Below are 18216 nucleotides of genomic sequence, written 5' to 3'. Positions count from 1 at the left end.
AGGTTTTAGGTGTCTCGCTTAACAATCAGGTAATTATCATCATCCATAGGCAGGTAGCCTTGGTCGTAGATAAAGTAGTAGACCGCACCTTTTTTGGTAGTGTAAATGCTGGTAAAGAAATTGAAATCAAAGCCTTTGGAAAGGAGTTTGTTGCGCGTGATTTTCGTTTTTCCAGAAGGATTCAAGCCATTGAGAACCCGCCAGTTTTTCCTCAACCTGTTATTGATGTTGCGCATCAACGCGCTGCTATCACGGTTGAGCTTATTGTTGGCCAAATTACGGCAGTAGTCGCTGCAAAAGCGCTTGTCAGCACGACCGCGTACCTCATCACCACATTCTGGACATTTCCTTACGGCCATTGCTTTGTGTTTTGCTAAAAGTAGGTAACTATTTGTAAATGGATAGGCGCTGACGCTCAAAACCCAAATCTCAAGTTCCAAATTCCAAGAAAAATAATTCTGACAAAATCAGATTTGGGGTTATAGATTTATACTGTAGAAATTCTCTCCAAATCTCTTTTTATAAAAATTGAATTGAATTTGATTTTCAGTTTGAAAATACAATCAGAGACTTAGACTGTGATTATGAGAATTTAGATTCCGCTTTCGCGAAAGCGATAACAACAACCAATATCTGTATAGTTTCAAGGTAATGAATCCCAAAAATCGTCGACTATAAAACCGTTATTTTTGCACAAATATTTCTCAATGAAAAAAGGAGTTCTTCTCGTCAATCTAGGATCGCCAGAAACGCCACAGCCCAAAGATGTAAAAACCTATCTGGATGAATTCCTGATGGATGAGCGTGTGATTGATCTGCCTTATATATTGAGAGCGATATTAGTTAAAGGAATTGTTCTCAATACAAGACCCAAAAAAAGTGCAGAAGCCTATCAAAAAATCTGGTGGGATGAAGGAAGCCCACTTATCGTCTTATCAGAACGATTGCAGGAGAAGATTGATGAATTCACCAGTGTGCCAATTGCGCTGGCGATGCGTTACGGAAGCATGACCATTGAAAAAGGCATGCAGGAATTGAGCGATAAAGGTGTGACCGAGGTTTTGCTGGTGCCGTTATATCCTCAATTTGCCATGGCTACTACTGAAACTATCGTCGTGAAAGCAGATGAGTTGCGCCAAGAGAAATTCCCGCACATGAGTTTCACTCAGATGCCACCATTTTACAATCATCCCGACTACATACGAGTTTTGTCAGAATCTATCAAAGAATCGCTGGAAGGAAAGGATTATGAGCACTTGCTGTTTTCCTATCACGGCGTTCCCAAAAGACATATTAGAAAGAGTGATATTACCAACGGCCACTGTAAAATGGACGGTAAATGTTGTGCCACGCCATCACCAGCACATCAATTTTGTTACAGCCACCAGTGCAAAGAAGTCACAAGATTAGTAGGTGAATATCTAGAAATGGAAGATGGTACTTTTTCTACCTCGTTTCAATCTAGATTAGGTTTTGATCCTTGGTTAACGCCTTACACAGACCGTACCATCGAGCGTATGGGACTAGGCGGTACTAAAAAGCTGGCGATTGTAACGCCAGCCTTTGTAAGTGATTGCCTTGAAACCCTGGAAGAAATCGCTATGGAAGGCGAGGAAATCTTTCATGAAGTAGGCGGTAAGGAATTCCACGTTATTCCATGTTTGAACACACGCGAGGATTGGGTAAAAGTCCTAAGCCGCTGGATCGATGAATGGGCAATGAGCGAGATGGCTGCGGTTTAATTCTTAGAAAAAACCTCGGCTAATAAATCTTGAACTCGGTTCCAGGAATCTTTGTCTGCTTCTGCATCATAATCTAGAGGCAGGTCATACTTTTCTGCTTTGGCATTTGCGTTTTTATTGGTGTAGGCGTGTTTTACTCCAGGATAAGTAACGTATTCATAGCTCACATCTATCGCATCCATAGCATTAGTCCACGTCTCAATACTCTCTTTTGATACAAATGGATCTTCATCGCCATTTGCTACCACGATTTTGGCGGTACATTTTTCATTGGGCATGATGGGAAGTTCCACTTGGGAATGAAATGCCATTACTGCTTTGAGCGGTAATCCTGCATTTGCCATACTTAGTGCCAGCGCACCTCCAAAACAATAGCCTACGGCAGCAGTATTTGCTGCATCGACTATGGATTCTCTATGAAAAGCATCCATCGCTGCCTGAAAAACACCAACGGCGTGTTGAGGTTTATCTTTTACATTACCTGATAGGTTTGTGGCTTGTTCTGCATTTTTTGCAACCATTCCATCTCCGTAGAAATCAACTACTAATGCCGCATATCCTAGGGCTGCATATTCATCTGCCCGCCATTTGATATAATCTGTCATTCCCCAGAATTCTGGGCACAACATAATACCAGGTTTTGGCGCTACAGGATCGTCAGGTAACGATAGATAGCCTACATATTCCTTGTCATTATATTCATAGGTAAGTTGAATTCCCTGTAGCTCGCTTTTATTTTTCATGTTTTTATTTTCAAGGTATTGATTTTTGAAAAGCACTCTTTTTAAAGAAGCGTTAATCCTTATTTGCTGTAGTATTTGTAATTAGATTTGTGGAAAGCATCAGGCGTTGGCAAAACAAAATCTTTCTAGAGAAAAAAGCGCGCTGCTGGGAACAGAATCCATTCCCAGTTTATTGATTAAACAAGCCGTTCCAGCATCGATAGGCATCCTAGTGATGTCACTCAATATCTTAGTAGACACCATTTTTGTGGGTAACTGGATAGGAGCAGTTGCCATTGCTGCGATCAATGTGGTATTGCCTGTTTCTTTTTTTATCGCTGCTCTAGGTATGGCGATAGGAATAGGTGGCGCAAGTATTATCTCTAGAGCGCTAGGCGCAAACGATCATGCTAAAGCTAAGCGAACGTTTGGGAATCAGCTATCGTTGACTGTTATGATCACCGTTGTCATGGTGATTTTAGGATTGATCTTTATCAATGAATTGGTTCCAGCTTTTGGTGGGAAAGGAGACATTTTTGAACCAGCCAAAATCTATTACCGCATCGTCCTCTATGGTGTTCCCATTCTAGCGCTATGTATGATGGGAAACAACGTGATAAGAGCCGAAGGTTCTCCCAAACATGCCATGATCGCGATGTTGATTCCGTCCGTAGGAAACTTGGTATTGGATTACATTTTGATCAATCAGATGGACATGGGAATGGAAGGTGCCGCATGGGCGACGACCATTAGTTATGGCTTGTGTTTCCTGTATATCGCATGGTTCTTTCTATCTGGACGCAGTGAGTTGATGCCTTCACTAAAGCAATTATTGCCGGATTGGATAATCTTAAAGGAAATAGGAAGTCTGGGATTTGTGACCTTAGGTAGACAAGCCACCACCAGTGTTTTGTATCTAATACTGAATAATATTCTATTTGAATTGGGCGGTGAGGATAGTGTATCTGCTTTTGGTATTATTGGTCGATTGATGATGTTTGCGATCTTTCCAGTTTTAGGTATCACACAAGGTTTCTTGCCTATTGCGGGTTACAATTATGGCGCTCAACAATGGAAACGCGTGCGTGAAGTTATCTTTACATCTATCAAATATGCGTGCATACTTGGGGTTGTCATTTTCGTTTTATTGTATGTTTTCGCCAGCGAAATCGCAGATGTATTTATCGATAACCAGGCTGTCATTGACCAGACCGCTGTTGCCATACGCATCGTGTTCTTTGCAGTTCCCATTATCGCGATTCAACTCATAGGTGCTGCATATTATCAGGCCATAGGTAGAGCATTGCCAGCGTTGCTGTTAACTACACTGCGCACAGGAATCATTTTGATACCGCTATTGTTGGTGCTTAGTCATTTTTATGGAATCGATGGCGTCTGGATCAGCTTTCCCATTGCAGATGTTTCCAGTACGATCGTGACTGCCTATTTCTTATGGAAGGCCATGCAAAAATTGTACGATGCTCCTGAAAAGGATATGCCTAATCAAGAGGTTTAAGATGGATGTTAGTTCGCTTTCGCGAAAGCGTAATTATCATAAGCTTATTTAAAAGTAACGGCTTCATAGAATCTGCTTCTCTAAATTGCGCTATTATTTATTTTTATGTATACTAAAAAATTTGACGTGCGATGGAGTGATCTGGATGCCAACCGTCACATGGCAAACAGTGCCTACCAGAATTTTATGAGCCACACGCGTATGGCGTATTTGATAGAAAACGGTTTTGGCCAGGAGCAGATGCAGGAATATCAAACTGGACCTGTAATTTTCAATGAGAATATTTACTATTTCAAAGAGATTCATCAAGGTCATCCCATTACCGTTAGCTGTGAATTAACCGGTACGAGCGATGATGGTAGCCTATTTAGTTTTAGACATAATTTTTATGATCATGAAGGTAGGAATCTTGCACGAGGTGTGATGACCGGCGCCTGGATGAACCTAAAGGAACGACGCATAACTGCCTTGCATGAGGATCTTTACAAGATGATTGAGGATTTACCTAAGTCTGACGATTTTAAGGAGATTCATTTGAGCGAGACCAGATCGCATGGTCAGAGACCAGAAAATCTTAATTCGTAATTATCTCGTAAATAGTATTTCATGATCTCCATCGCTGATTCCCTATATCGCAATAAGATTTTAAAGAAGCTCGACTTTCACTTTGGAGAGTTTTATTTGTGCAAGGATTTTATCGTGTCAGAAGTTTTTGAGGATCGGGTTTTTGGTGTGGAAGAAGCTAGTCAAGTGGTGGATGAAGCCGTGGCGTATTACGAGAAAATGGAAATGAACCATAAAAAACTCTACATCGCTAACTGTATCAATAAGTATTCTGTCAAGCCTACAGGCTGGCTTAAGTTTGGACATTTGCGCAAGTATCTATACGGTTATTGCGTAGTGGATGATTCAAAACATGGGCTTATGAGCGCCATTTTAGAATCAAAATTTGTCCCAATTGGTTTCAAATCAGTTACTACGCTAGAAGATGCTATTTCATGGGCAGAGAGCTCTAAATCATAATGTTCGATCTATCATAGGTAAAAAAAATAGAAATTGTTTTTTCTATAGTTTACTTATCATTTGTTACATTTATATTATGATTTCGATAGAGCATTCTGTTTACAAGGATCTGATATTAGAGAAGCTGGTATTTGATTTTGGTGTGGTATATCTTTTAGAGGATATCATTTTATCAGAGCTTTATCGTGGAGAAGTTTTAGATACAGATAAAGCACTAATTGCTTTGGAAGAAGTGTTGAATTTCTATGAAGTCAATCATGTGATTAAAAAACGTCTTTGGATAGCAAACAAGACAGAAATCTATTCTACTAAACTCATAGGATGGATACAATTAAGAGCGGTTGCGCTAGAATATTTTACTGGATTTTGTGTAGTTGACGACACACCATCAGGATTGGTAAATGCTTTATTGGAATCAAAATTTGTTCCTGTAAACTTTAAAAATGTCAAAAGTCTAGATGAGGCATTTGATTGGAATAAAGAACTAAATAATAATGGGGCATAGTTGTTGTCAAAAGTTGAATAACCTATTAAATAACTATTTTTAAATTATTCTGGTAGGTGACCTTCCTTATCTCATATTATCCATGACCTCCATAGAAAACTCCTCATTTCGGCCTCTTATTTTGAAAAAGCTTGAGTTTGATTTTGGTAATATCTTTTTACTGGAAGACTCTTTCGTTTCTGAACTCAATAAAGGAGTCGTGGGCGGTGCAGAAGAGGTTTATCAAGTCCTGGAAAAAGCCTTGGAATATTATGAAGAGCACGATGTGGTCAAAAAACGAGTATGGATCGCAAATCGTACTGAAAAATATTCTGTCAAACCTGTAGAGTGGATACGATTAAGACACCTTGCTCTTAAATACCTTTGCGGTTACTGCGTTGTAGATGATTCTAAAAGTGGATTGAGAACGGCCTTATTGGAATCAAGATTTGTACCTATCAATTTTAAATCTGTAAATACTCTTGAAGAAGCTGTCAAGTGGACTGCTATGACTCAAGCAAAGTTGATGTTGTGATCTAGAGATCCTCAACATTCAGAACCCATTTTTCTTTCATATGTGCTTAATTTTGAGATAAAAGCCAAATCGCGAAATACCTTTTACTTAGAAGACTCTATTCTAGCTAGTTCTTTTTTTGACTTTTTCCCAGCTAGATAAACTCCCAAAAATATCACCATTCCTGCGCCAGCTTTAACCCAAGTCATTTGGTCAGTGCCCAAACCAACGGCGATCAATGCGGCCAGCAAAGGTTGCAGATAAACAAATACAGCAACAACGCTAGGTTTAAGTGTTCGTATTGCGATGATGTTGAGCATATAGGTCCCGAACGTCGCAAAAATAACAACATAAGCAATATTGAGAATGACGTGACTGGAGGCGTTTGCCACATCAAAACCTAGTCCTTGTTGTATGCCAAATGGTGTTATGAATAGTACTCCAAAAAAATAGAGCCACTTCATTAAAGTGAAAACATGGTATTTTGCCGTTAGCTTTTTAGCTAACAATATGTAAAACGAATAGGACAACGCGTTTAAGAAAATCAAGATATTTCCCATCAAAGGATCTGCACCTACCTGATTGGGATTTGAGGAAAGTAATATTAAAAATGCGGCTCCGCTAAAACCAAGACCTATACCTAAGACCTTCCAAAAATGGAGACGTTCTTTGAGAAATATAGCGCTCAAAACGGCTACTATAATCGGTGTGGTAACCATTAAAACAGATGCTGTAATTGGAGTTGTTAGTGACAAACCCCACATAAAGGTGATCATATTGAAGCCCACACCACAAAAAGCTGCCAGCGCTATGAGCGGTAATTCTTTGAAAGGTACTTTTTCTTTAGGGCCAGCAAATATTGAAATAATCCAAAATATAGCACAGGTAAACACCACGCGATACCAGGTCAAACCGAATGGCCCTATATGTTCTGGTGTTACTTCTTTTGCAGACGAGAAGTTGATCGCATAAAATAAGGCGACAAATGTAGCACAGATGAGCGCTACTTGCCGCTTAGTCATTTGCTAGCGCACTTTTAGCAGCGGCAACCACCTTTTTTGAATTACCTATATAGGCTTGATCCTTGTAAATTAAAATTGGTCGCTTTAGAAAGGTATAATGATCCAGCAACAATTCTTTGTAATCATCCTCATTGAGATCTTTTTCATGCAGATTGCGACCGCGATACAGCTGGGCGCGTCGATTGAAAAGTGATTCATAGGAACCGCTTTGCTCTTTCAAATATTCAATCTGCTTGATAGTTACAGGATCTTCCTTAGTATTTTGAAGCTTGACAGATTCTGGTAATTCCAGTTCTTTTAAAATACGCTGGCACGTATTGCAACTGTCCAGATAGATAAATAGATTTTCCATATCGCAAAATTACGACAGCACATCCTTAAATGATACCTTTATAAAAACGAATCCCATGGATCAACGATTTGAACACCTTATTACCACGCGTAAACATTTTATATCTCTCATCGAGAATTTGAGTACGGAGCAGCTCAACAAAATACCTGATGGCTTTTCAAATAACATCATTTGGAATATCATTCACTGCATGGTGACTCAGCAAGGTCTTATGTATGGGCTGGCTGGTAAGGAGCAATTGCTATCTAAGGAAACCATTTTACAGTACAAACATGGAACCAGACCAGAGCGAGATCTAAGTGATAAAGAAATCTCAGATTTTAAAAATCAATTATTGCCCATGATTGAAACGGCATCTAAAGATTATGAATCTGGAAGCTTTACCGATTTCAAGGAATACACCACAAGTACAGGTTATGAGCTTACCTCGATAGAAGACTCCATAAGCTTGGTTAATATTCATGAAGGTATCCATTTGGGATATTCGATGGCATTGAGAAAAGCAGTCCTGTAAATAGCAATAGTACACCTTAGATTCAGATTTATTTTATGGACAACAAGAAAATGAAATTCAACACAAAGGCGATTCATGGTGGTCAAGAGAATATTGATCCAGCATACAATAGCGTTATGCCACCTATTTATCAGACCAGTACCTTTAAACAGGATAAAATAGGAAACCATCCAGAATTTGAATATTCCCGTAGCGGTAACCCAACAAGAGCTGCCTTTGAAAAATCCATCGCTAGCTTGGAAAATGGTACTTACGGACTCGCTTTCGGTTCTGGACTTGCAGCTATTGATGCGGTACTCAAATTATTAAAACCTGGTGATGAGGTTGTTTGTACCAGTGATTTATATGGCGGCTCATACCGGCTATTCACAAAAATCTACGAGGATTTTGGAATCAAGTTTCGGTTCATAGATATGAGTGAAGCTGCAAAAATTGAGCAATATATCAATGAGGATACGAAGCTCATCTGGGTAGAGACGCCTACGAACCCAATGATGAATATCATTGATGTTCAAGCTGTAGCTGGGATTTCTAAGAGCCACAAAATTTTACTTGCGGTAGACAACACTTTTGCAACTCCCTATTTACAAAGGCCACTCGGTCTAGGCGCTGATATCGTCATGCACAGCGCTACTAAATACTTAGGCGGCCACAGCGATGTTGTGATGGGTGCGCTTGTTGTAAAGGAAGAATCACTTGCTAAAAAATTATACTTCATTCAAAATGCCAGTGGCGCTGTTCCTGGACCGCAAGATTGTTTCTTGGCTTTGCGAGGCGTCAAGACCTTACACGTAAGGATGCAGCGACACTGTGAGAATGGGAAATCCATTGCCCATTTTCTCAAATCTCATGCAAACGTTGAGCGTGTTTATTGGCCTGGTTTTGATGACCATCCCAGCCATCAAATAGCCACGAAACAAATGACTGATTATGGTGGAATGGTTTCTTTCACTACAAAAAAGGGTACTATGGACAGCGCCGTGAATGTTGTGGAAAGATTAAAGGTATTCACACTGGCAGAAAGCCTCGGCGGTGTGGAATCTCTCGCTGGTCATCCAGCAACCATGACACACGCAAGCATTCCCAAAGAAGAGCGCGAGAAAACAGGTGTCGTCGACTCCTTGATACGTTTATCGGTTGGTATTGAGGATATCGATGATTTGATCGCAGACCTAGAGCAAGCCTTGATTTGATCGGGTATCTTGATGTGTTGAAATGTTGTTTTTGATCTCGCTTTCGCGAAAGCGGAATTATCAAAGAAAACTACAAGTCCTGTCTATAAATAATAGATGAAACCAACATTGAACCACCAGATCCAGTCATCATTACGATTGTTGACATTGTTAGGACTCAATCCATCTACATAATTGTCATTGTAATAATGCCATGTAGACGATACTAGAAGATCACTCAAAGGCGTTAATTTATAACGCACTCCTAGATCTGCAACGTAAGCAAGTGTGCTGCCTCTATCCGTATCAATACGATCAATAAATGTGGGAAAGGTGGTAACTGAATTTCCTAGCGGCCCTAAAGAACTTTCGGCTTCTGGTTTATAATTTACGTAATGTAAGCCTAACCCAATATATGGTGCCCATTTACTTCCGCCATTCTGGAAATCGCGTATGCTTAAAGGGTAATACTCTAGATGCGCTCCCAGTTCGAGAACCTTGGCTTTTCCTTCCATTGACCTTAATTGAAGGCCACCTATACTATTACGTTCCGCCAGCTCGCTCAAATGATTGAGAGTCGTTACGTGATAAGCTAATTGTGAGCGTATTTTAAAATGGTCGTTCCAATAGGTATCGCGACTGTAACAGTTACAGTCTGCACGATAGGCAAAATTTATATAATGAATAATACCTATACCTATTCCTACATTTCCCTTATTGGTATCAAAATCATAGCGTTCACCATAGTCGCTTTGAAAAGCCACTGGACCTGTGATAACGCCTACTTCATGAGAGAAGCCTAGCTGCGCCTGCGATAAATTTAAACTCGCGCCTAAAAAGATCCAAAATAAAAATCCAGCAATCCTGCTATTCATTCAAATGTACTTTGATGCACCGCCAAATATAACGAAATACCCATGCAGCGCTACGATGAAACGCACAAAAATCAGATTTAGTCTACCTTTTAACGGCATCAAGACTATTTGATTATTCCTCATCCTTAAATTATTGGTAATTAAAAGTTAAGTGCATGGGATAATTTTATCTTTGCAGCCTTAACAAAAACGTTTTTTGAAACGCTTATTTTATAGATAATGGAAAAAAACATCCAAGATTTTATCGATTTAGTAGAAAAGAGGAATCCTAACGAGCCAGAATTCATTCAGGCCGTCACAGAAGTGGCAGAAGTGGTTATCCCTTTCATTAAAGAAAATCCAGAATACGGTGAAGACAAATTACTGGAACGCATCGCAGAACCAGAACGCGTTACCATGTTTAGAGTGCCGTGGACAGACGATAACAACGAGGTTCACGTGAACCGTGGATACCGTATACAAATGAATAGCGCTATAGGACCTTATAAAGGTGGATTGCGTTTTCACCCATCTGTTAACTTGAGTATTCTTAAGTTCTTAGCCTTTGAACAAACCTTCAAGAACAGTTTGACGACATTGCCAATGGGTGGTGGTAAAGGTGGATCTGATTTCAATCCTAAAGGAAAATCTGATCGCGAGGTAATGCGTTTTTGCCAGTCATTTATGACAGAACTACAACGCATTATAGGTCCAGATACAGATGTTCCTGCAGGTGATATAGGTGTAGGTGGTCGTGAGATAGGATATCTTTTTGGTCAATACAAAAAAATCAGAAATGAGTTCACTGGAATTCTTACCGGTAAAGGTAGATCCTATGGTGGCTCATTGATACGTCCAGAAGCTACTGGATATGGAAATGTGTATTTCACAGAGAATATGCTCAAGACCAAGGATGAAACCATTGAAGGTAAAACGGTGGTCATTTCAGGATCTGGAAATGTAGCCCAGTATGCTGCAGAAAAAATTATACAGAAAGGTGGTAAAGTAGTTACCATGTCTGATTCTGATGGTTTTATCTATGACGAGGCTGGAATAGATGCAGACAAGCTTGCTCATATTATGTATATCAAAAATGAGCAACGTGGACGTATCAAAGAATATCTTGATAAATATCCAGATGCTAAATTTCATGCAGACGAGCGACCATGGTCCATTAAATGTGATATCGCATTGCCATGTGCTACTCAAAACGAACTCAATGGTGAAGAGGCAAAAACTCTTTTAGATAATGGATGTATGTGTGTAGGAGAAGGCGCAAACATGCCATGTACACCAGAGGCCATCGAGCACTTCCTTGATAAGAAAATCTTGTTTAGCCCAGGAAAGGCGAGTAATGCTGGTGGTGTGGCTACCTCAGGACTTGAAATGTCTCAAAATTCATTGAGATACAGCTGGACTGCAGAAGAGGTTGACAACAGACTACACAGCATCATGAACGACATTCACGAGGCTTGTGTAAAATATGGAACTGATGAAGATGGATTTACTGACTATGTGAAAGGTGCCAATATTGCTGGATTTGTAAAGGTTGCAGATGCCATGCTTGCACAAGGAATCGTCTAGTAGCATATAGATTATAATTATTTCGCTTTCGCGAAAGCGTCACAAAACGAAAGCCTCTGATCAAATTCAGAGGCTTTTTTAATATCACGTTATTCCACCTATTTTTGCATCTTTATCAGATACTCGAGAAATTTGCGTTATCATTTTATGAAGTTCAAACTCATTTTATTTTTATTGATAGCAGGAATGGCAAATGCTCAAGATTTCACCAATCAGTGGACTGGGCTTTTCTCATTCAATCAAATTATTGACATAGAGCAAACAGATCAACGAATCTATGCAGCTAGTGAAAATGCCGTGTTTGTCTATGAAATAGCATCTCGCACTTTCAACACTATCACAACAGTCAACGGTTTAAGTGGTGATGAGATCTCACAAATAATTTATCGAGAAAGCGATGACCAGTTAGTGATAGGTTATGAAAACGGTTTGCTGCAAATCGTTCAGGATGACGAGGTGCTAGATGTAGTGGCGATAAGAGATAAACAAGTTATTGATCCTGACCGTAAACGCATTAATGAATTTAAGGCTAATGGTGAGCTTTTGTATATCGCAACAGATTTTGGTATTGCGATATATGATTTGGATAGGTTGGAGTTTAACGACACTTATTTTATAGGTGAAAATGGTGCGCAGTTACGCGTGCGATCAATTGAGATTTTTGATGGATTTTTATATGCCGCAACAAATGATGCTGGTATTAGAAGAGCAGATATTTCAGACCCATTCCTTATCGATTTTACAAACTGGAACCAACTTAATATGGGCGCCTATGATGAGGTAACGGCACTAGAAACTCAAATATTTGCAATTGATACTGGTGGTACGTTATTTAGACTAACAGGAGACATCTTTACAAACACAGGATATAGATTTCCATCCAGAACTGTGGATGCAACTGTATCAGGAAACGAGCTAAGCGTTACAGGAGCTGGTTACTTACAAATTTTAGATGCTAATGAAAATCTTCTGAATGACATTAGAAACATTGATGGAGGTCCTTATAGGTTTACCGCGGGCAATTCTAATTCTAACAGTATTTATGTAGGTACTTTAGAAAATGGAATGATACGATTGAATAGACAGAATACTGTGACTCCAGAATTCATTGTTGCAGATGGTCCAACTAGAAATCGCGCCTTTTCGCTAACGACCGCACCCAACACATTATGGGTTGGATACGGTGATTACAGCCTTTTGTATAACCCGTTTCCATTAGAGCAGTTTGGTGTTAGCAGATTGATTGAAGATGAGTGGACCAATTTTACTCCAGATGATGTTCTGAATATCAACAGTATTTCAAGTATCGCAATTAATCCAGATATTACAGATGAGGTTTACTTGAATAGTATGCACAATGGAGTATTGGAATTTGTGGATGGAATCGCAGAAACTTTATACGGAATCGATAATAGTTCTCTATCACAGATTGATGTGCCTGGTTACACAGGTCCAGATTTTGTGCGTATTCCTGCAAGTGAGTTTGATAGACAAGGAAATCTTTGGGTATTAAGTAGTCTGGTGGAAGATCCTATCAATCGCAGGACACCTGCTGGACAATGGACCTCATTTGATGTGTCAGAATTCATTCCTACTATCGATGGATCAAGCACGACAAAATTGGCTATCACTAATGCAGGGAATATCATTTTTGGTACAGTTGATAACGGCGTGATAGCTTTTGATCCCAATGAAAACAGGTTTGGAAATCTTAGAGAAGAGATCCAAGAAGGAAATCTTACCGGTAATTATGTTAGTGAGGTAACCTTAGATCAGAACGAGCAGTTGTGGATAGGAAGTAATAGAGGCTTACGCGTTTTCTTTAATGCCAATAGCATCCTTTCAGAAAATCCAAACGATGCTAGAGCAATAATTATTGAGGATCAAAATGGAATTCCCAGAGAGTTATTAAAGGACGAAGCTATTTTGGATATTGAGGTAGATGGTAATAATAGAAAATGGATAGCGACGGCAAGTTCTGGTGCATTTCTTTTCTCACCTTCTGGTCAGGAAACAATCTTTCAATTTACTAAGGATAATTCGCCGCTGCCTTCAAATGGGGTGAATGATATCGCTATTGACAATACTACAGGACAAGTTTATTTTGCTACAAATAATGGAATTGTTGCTTTCCAAGGTGATCGCTCAAGTCCACCTTCTGAAGATTTAGAAAATGTGTTTGCTTTCCCAAACCCTGTTAAACCAGAATTTGATGGAAATGTAACCATCGACGGACTGACAGATCGTGCTCGTATTAAAATTACCGATATAGAAGGGAACTTGGTTTTTGAAGTCGTGTCTCAAGGTGGAAGCGTTCAATGGGATACTACCAATTTTAGTGGTAGCAGGGTTTCATCTGGTGTTTACATGCTGCTCATTTCTACTGATGATAATGTAGAAACCACAGTTTCCAAAATAATGATCATACGCTAAATGATCGTTAATACGCCAGCCATCGTGCTGTCTACCATCAAATATGGTGAGGCAGATCTTATTGCCAGAATCTACACTAAGAAGTTGGGTACGCAAAGTTATATGCTCAAAGGCATACGTAAGTCGCGTAAGGGAAAATTGCGAGTTTCTTTGTTCCAACCTTTGACGCAATTAGAGATACAGACACAGCATAAAGGCAAAGGATCACTAGAGTATATTAAAGAAGCTACCACTAGCTTCACTTATGTCAATATACCTGTGGATATTGCAAAAAGTTGCGTGGCGCTTTTCTTTGGTGAGGTACTATCCCAATTGCTGACTGAACAGCAACCGGACGAACAGCTCTATGATTACCTAAGTACCATATTTGAATACCTTGATCAGACAGATCATACCGCAAACTTTACGCTCAAAGCGCTATTGGATATGAGCGAATTAATGGGTTTTGGTATCGATAAATCAACGATTGGTTTTCCGTATTTAAATATGTTGGATGGTAGTTTTGATAATAATGGCTTGCAACCACATCATCTAAATCAAGAGGAAAGTTCTTTGATGAAGGCGTTCATTGGTACAAAAATTGATGCTATCCACACCATTAAGATTAACCGAAACCAACGTACGGCGCTTTTAAATTTAGTGTTGGATTATTTTAAAATCCACCTGCACACATTTAAAAAACCTAATTCTTTGGATATCCTGAAACAGCTTTTCGATTCGTGAGAAAATTTACCTTACTCATTTTATTTTGTCTTGGAACCTTTTTTACTCTTACTGCACAACAAATTCAAGTGTTGGATGCTGTTTCTGGTGAGCCTGTAGCAAGTGTTGCGATCTACAATAAGGATAAGCAAAAATCTGTGATCACTGACTTTGACGGTAAAGCCAGTCTTGAAAAGTTTGGTAATACAGAGCGTATTTATTTCCAAAGCTTTGCATTTAATACAATCAAAACCACCAGGCAACAAGTTATTGCTGGAGGTTCAATAGTAAAATTAAAGCCTAATTCAGAGGCGATGAATCCAGTCGTGCTTTCTGTTTCTAAATTCCAGCAACGGCAACAGGATATTCCGCAATCAATTGTCAGCACCAGTAAAAAGGAAATTCTATTTCAAAATCCGCAGACCAGTGCAGACTTACTGCAACAGACCGGTCAAGTGTATGTTCAAAAATCTCAGCAAGGTGGCGGCAGTCCACTGATTAGGGGTTTTTCAACAAATAGGTTGCTGCTTACTGTTGATGGAGTACGTATGAACACGGCCATTTTTCGTGGAGGTAATCTTCAGAATATTATTTCCATTGATCCGCTTAGTGTGGAGCGTACTGAGGTCATTCTAGGTCCTGGTAGCGTCGTTTATGGTAGTGATGCGATAGGTGGAGTAATGAATTTTTTCACGTTATCACCACAATTTTCTGATGAAGGTGAAAGCTTTAATGGAAACAGCATTCTGCGTTATTCAACCGCCAATAATGAAAAAACGGGTCACGTAGATTTCAATTATGGGACCACCAATTTTGCAAGTACGACCAGTATAAGCATCAATTCTTTTGACGATTTAAAAATGGGTTCTCACGGGCCTGATGATTATTTGCGAGAACAATATGCCGCGAGACGCAATGGTGAGGACGTCGTATTGCAAAATGATGATCCAGAAGTACAGGTGCCTACCGGTTTTGACCAGATCAATCTGCTTCAAAAATTCAGCTATAAACCCAGCATGAATTGGAAGTTTGACCTAGGCTTGATTTATACGGCAACTTCAGATTACAGTCGTTATGATGCTTTAGATCGCTTTCGCGAAAGCGGAAACCCAAGAAATTCTGAGTGGCATTACGGGCCGCAGAAGTGGTTGATGCTCAATGCCAAAGCGCAACATCGTGGTAATGGAAAGTGGTACGATAAGGTAATTATCACACAAGCGTTCCAGCGATTTGATGAAAGCCGTAATGTGCGGGATTTTCAATCACCAGATTTGTTTGAGAATGATGAACAGGTAGATGCGTGGAGTACGGCGATTGATTTTGAACGTCGTAATCGTGAGGATAATATCTTATTCTATGGCGCAGAATATGTTCACAATAAGGTGAAGTCCACAGGCAGTATTTTTGATATTGAAACTGGTGAGCGTGAAGATGCTGCCACGAGATATCCTGATGGTTCTACATGGCAGTCGCTTGCAGCATATATAAGCTATCAATGGAAGGTTGCCTCCAACTTTACCATTCAGTCCGGAGCCAGATACAACCACATTTGGTTGGATGCCACATTCGACAATACCTTTTTCAATTTTCCTTTTGAAACTGCCACAGTAAATACTGGAGCACTTACTGGAGGATTGGGCGCAACGTATTTACCAGATCCAACGCTGGAATTGCGAGCCAATTTAAGTACGGCTTTTAGAGCTCCCAATATTGATGACATCGGGAAGATTTTTGATCCTAGTCCAGAAACAGTAATTGTTCCCAATCCTGATATCGAGTCTGAATATTCCTATAATGCCGAAGTTGGTTTCAAGAAAAGAATTACAAGCGACCTTACCATAGATGTCGCTGGCTATTATACTATTCTCAACGATGCATTAGTGGCTAGGGATTTTACACTCAATGGTGAAGATATGATCGTATATCAAGGTGAATTGAGTCAAGTACAAGCTATTCAAAATGCTGAAACCTCTAAGGTTTATGGTGTTGAAATAGGTCTGGATTATAAAATATCTGATCGTTTCAAACTCTATGGACATTACACTTGGTTAGATGGGAAGCAGGAAGAAGAAGATGGCAGTGAGGTTGCTGTAAGGCATGTGGCACCAGCATTTGGTGATGCTCATTTAGTTTATAATCAAGGTAAGTTGAAGCTGGATGCGTTTACTTTATTTAATGGCCAATTTGATTTTGATGAGCTGGCTCCAGAGCAACAGGATCGTGACTATTTATATGCAATTGATGAAAACGGAAATCCGTTTTCTCCATCATGGTATACGATTAACTTGAGGTCTCAATATCAATTTACAGACAGCCTAAGTGGTATCGCCACTCTTGAAAATATAACCGACCAGCGTTATAGAACTTATTCTTCAGGTATCGCTGCTGCAGGCCGCAATTTGATACTGGCACTCAATTATTCATTTTAAAATTGGTCATGAAGAATAGGTCGATTTGTTTGTTATTAATTTTAGCTGTTTTCAGTATTTCTTGCAAGGAAAATAAAGAAGCACAGCGTGTAGAACATTCTGATCATTCAGTTTCTAAAATCATCGTAGAACGTGGCGCATTTCATAACGATACATTTGTACTGCAAGATTCTATTGTTGAATTTGTTCCTTCTGACAATGCCATTATAGAAGAATTTCCTCAATACACCGTGGCCTCTCAAACCAGAATTTCACAGAAAGAGCATGACATGCTTTTCAAACAGATCATAGATAAAGGGTTTTTTGAACTTAGAGATGCTTATAAAAGTCCTACATCAGACAATAGTTTTCTTAAAGTCACCGTAGATTATAAGGGCCGTAAAAAGAGTGTGCAGTCAGAAGATTTTAAACGCAATTGTCCTGAGGTATTAAAATTTATAGAAAATGAAATCGTCAGGCTTCACGGGAAAAATCTCAAACGCCAACTGTTACCTGGATAAATAAAAAGCTTTGAGTCTTAAAGTAAAACTTCACAACCAGACATTTTATTTACATGCCACTGGCGCCTGCTATTGGGAAGAACAAGACGTCGTTCTCCTAGCAGATGTTCACCTTGGTAAAAGTGCCCATTTTAGAAAGCATGGAATGGCGGTTCCTTCTCAGGCAGATGATTTTGAGTACGATAAACTCAATGCGGTTATTGCAGATTTTGAGCCGTCGAGGCTTTGGTTCTTGGGAGATTTATTTCATTCCTATAAAAATGCCGAGTGGCATTTCTTTGAACAGTGGTCGCGCATGCAAACCGTAGAAATATCATTGGTAATGGGCAACCATGACCTTATTTCCAGCAACTATTTCAATATGCTGGGAATAAAAACGATACAGCACATACAGATGGGTGATGTCCTATTAACGCATCATCCTTTAGAGAAAGACGGGATTTTCAATATTGCGGGACATATCCATCCATCAGTTAAATTGACGGGTGTAGGTAGGCAACGTTTGAAAATGCCCTGCTTCTTTTGTACGGATTATGGGATGATCTTACCAGCTTTTGGCGATTTCACGGGAACATATGCGATGAAGCCACAAAAAGGCAACCGTATATTTGTTTGTGTTGAGAATGAGGTACTAGAGTTATCCTAAAACTACT

General features: G+C 39.6%; 19 protein-coding genes. 14 read left to right on the top strand and 5 right to left on the bottom strand.

The genetic code is table 11. The features are described from left to right. Positions 1 to 5 precede the first annotated feature (5 nt). Positions 6 to 359: a hypothetical protein gene (locus BLO34_RS10105; RefSeq protein WP_090756601.1), complete on the bottom strand. Its 354-nt coding sequence runs from the start codon at positions 357 to 359 to the stop codon at positions 6 to 8. A 348-nt stretch (positions 360 to 707) separates the two neighbouring features. On the opposite strand from BLO34_RS10105, the gene hemH reads away from it, so the two are divergent. After that, positions 708 to 1742 (top strand): ferrochelatase, encoded by a 1035-nt coding sequence (gene hemH, locus BLO34_RS10100; protein ID WP_090754989.1) that lies wholly within the window; start codon positions 708 to 710, stop codon positions 1740 to 1742. Here hemH and BLO34_RS10095 read toward each other — a convergent pair. Further along, positions 1739 to 2485, bottom strand: coding sequence for a dienelactone hydrolase family protein (locus BLO34_RS10095; RefSeq protein WP_090754987.1), 747 nt, complete (start codon positions 2483 to 2485; stop codon positions 1739 to 1741). The genes hemH and BLO34_RS10095 overlap by 4 nt on opposite strands. 106 nt (positions 2486 to 2591) lie before the next feature. Here BLO34_RS10095 and BLO34_RS10090 point away from each other — a divergent pair, with 106 nt between their 5' ends. The 5 genes from BLO34_RS10090 (at position 2592) to BLO34_RS10070 (ending at position 6022) form a co-directional block, all read left to right on the top strand. After that, positions 2592 to 3980: an MATE family efflux transporter gene (locus tag BLO34_RS10090; protein ID WP_090754986.1), complete on the top strand. Its 1389-nt coding sequence runs from the start codon at positions 2592 to 2594 to the stop codon at positions 3978 to 3980. A gap of 105 nt (positions 3981 to 4085) precedes the next feature. Further along, complete coding sequence (locus tag BLO34_RS10085; RefSeq protein ID WP_090754984.1) at positions 4086 to 4565, top strand: acyl-CoA thioesterase; 480 nt, start codon at positions 4086 to 4088, stop codon at positions 4563 to 4565. A gap of 21 nt (positions 4566 to 4586) precedes the next feature. After that, a complete protein-coding gene (locus BLO34_RS10080) occupies positions 4587 to 5003 on the top strand; it encodes a hypothetical protein (protein WP_090754982.1) in 417 nt (138 codons plus the stop codon). Between the two features lie 76 nt (positions 5004 to 5079). Continuing rightward, positions 5080 to 5508, top strand: coding sequence for a hypothetical protein (locus tag BLO34_RS10075; RefSeq protein ID WP_090754980.1), 429 nt, complete (start codon positions 5080 to 5082; stop codon positions 5506 to 5508). Positions 5509 to 5629: 121 nt separating this feature from the next. Beyond that, positions 5630 to 6022, top strand: a complete 393-nt coding sequence (locus tag BLO34_RS10070) for a hypothetical protein (RefSeq protein WP_157686764.1) — start codon at positions 5630 to 5632, stop codon at positions 6020 to 6022. A gap of 83 nt (positions 6023 to 6105) precedes the next feature. Here the strand turns inward: BLO34_RS10070 and BLO34_RS10065 are convergent, their stop codons facing one another. Both BLO34_RS10065 and BLO34_RS10060 read right to left on the bottom strand, forming a co-directional pair. Next, positions 6106 to 7023, bottom strand: a complete 918-nt coding sequence (locus tag BLO34_RS10065) for a DMT family transporter (RefSeq protein WP_090754976.1) — start codon at positions 7021 to 7023, stop codon at positions 6106 to 6108. Beyond that, complete coding sequence (locus tag BLO34_RS10060; RefSeq protein ID WP_090754974.1) at positions 7016 to 7375, bottom strand: arsenate reductase family protein; 360 nt, start codon at positions 7373 to 7375, stop codon at positions 7016 to 7018. Before BLO34_RS10060 ends, BLO34_RS10065 begins: the two co-directional genes overlap by 8 nt. 55 nt (positions 7376 to 7430) lie before the next feature. Between BLO34_RS10060 and BLO34_RS10055 the strand changes: the two genes are divergently transcribed. Continuing rightward, positions 7431 to 7889: a DinB family protein gene (locus tag BLO34_RS10055; protein WP_090754972.1), complete on the top strand. Its 459-nt coding sequence runs from the start codon at positions 7431 to 7433 to the stop codon at positions 7887 to 7889. Between the two features lie 50 nt (positions 7890 to 7939). Further along, positions 7940 to 9082, top strand: coding sequence for a cystathionine gamma-synthase (locus BLO34_RS10050; protein ID WP_090756599.1), 1143 nt, complete (start codon positions 7940 to 7942; stop codon positions 9080 to 9082). Between the two features lie 83 nt (positions 9083 to 9165). Here BLO34_RS10050 and BLO34_RS10045 read toward each other — a convergent pair whose 3' ends face one another. Beyond that, positions 9166 to 9936: a THC0290_0291 family protein gene (locus tag BLO34_RS10045; RefSeq protein WP_090754970.1), complete on the bottom strand. Its 771-nt coding sequence runs from the start codon at positions 9934 to 9936 to the stop codon at positions 9166 to 9168. Positions 9937 to 10155: 219 nt separating this feature from the next. Here BLO34_RS10045 and gdhA point away from each other — a divergent pair, with 219 nt between their 5' ends. The 6 genes from gdhA to pdeM all read left to right on the top strand — a co-directional run bounded on the left by gdhA (position 10156) and on the right by pdeM (position 18209). After that, on the top strand, positions 10156 to 11499 hold the full coding sequence (gdhA, locus tag BLO34_RS10040; protein WP_090754968.1) for an NADP-specific glutamate dehydrogenase: 1344 nt from the start codon (positions 10156 to 10158) through the stop codon (positions 11497 to 11499). A gap of 147 nt (positions 11500 to 11646) precedes the next feature. Then, a complete protein-coding gene (locus BLO34_RS10035) occupies positions 11647 to 13932 on the top strand; it encodes a T9SS type A sorting domain-containing protein (protein WP_090754966.1) in 2286 nt (761 codons plus the stop codon). Beyond that, positions 13933 to 14655 carry a DNA repair protein RecO gene (gene recO, locus BLO34_RS10030; protein ID WP_090754964.1) on the top strand — a complete coding sequence of 241 codons (723 nt, stop codon included), beginning with the start codon at positions 13933 to 13935 and terminating at the stop codon, positions 14653 to 14655. Beyond that, positions 14652 to 17063, top strand: coding sequence for a TonB-dependent receptor plug domain-containing protein (locus BLO34_RS10025; protein WP_231959460.1), 2412 nt, complete (start codon positions 14652 to 14654; stop codon positions 17061 to 17063). Before recO ends, BLO34_RS10025 begins: the two co-directional genes overlap by 4 nt. A gap of 8 nt (positions 17064 to 17071) precedes the next feature. Continuing rightward, on the top strand, positions 17072 to 17563 hold the full coding sequence (locus BLO34_RS10020; protein WP_090754962.1) for a hypothetical protein: 492 nt from the start codon (positions 17072 to 17074) through the stop codon (positions 17561 to 17563). 10 nt (positions 17564 to 17573) lie between these two features. Then, the gene (gene pdeM, locus BLO34_RS10015; RefSeq protein WP_090754961.1) at positions 17574 to 18209 is read left to right on the top strand and encodes a ligase-associated DNA damage response endonuclease PdeM; all 636 of its coding nucleotides are present in this window, start codon (positions 17574 to 17576) and stop codon (positions 18207 to 18209) included. Positions 18210 to 18216: the final 7 nt, after the last annotated feature.

It is taken from the genome of Nonlabens sp. Hel1_33_55, assembly GCF_900101765.1.
In the GTDB taxonomy this organism is placed as follows: domain Bacteria; phylum Bacteroidota; class Bacteroidia; order Flavobacteriales; family Flavobacteriaceae; genus Nonlabens.
Note: the sequence above shows the minus strand (reverse complement) of the source record. Positions and strands in the feature narration are given on the sequence as shown.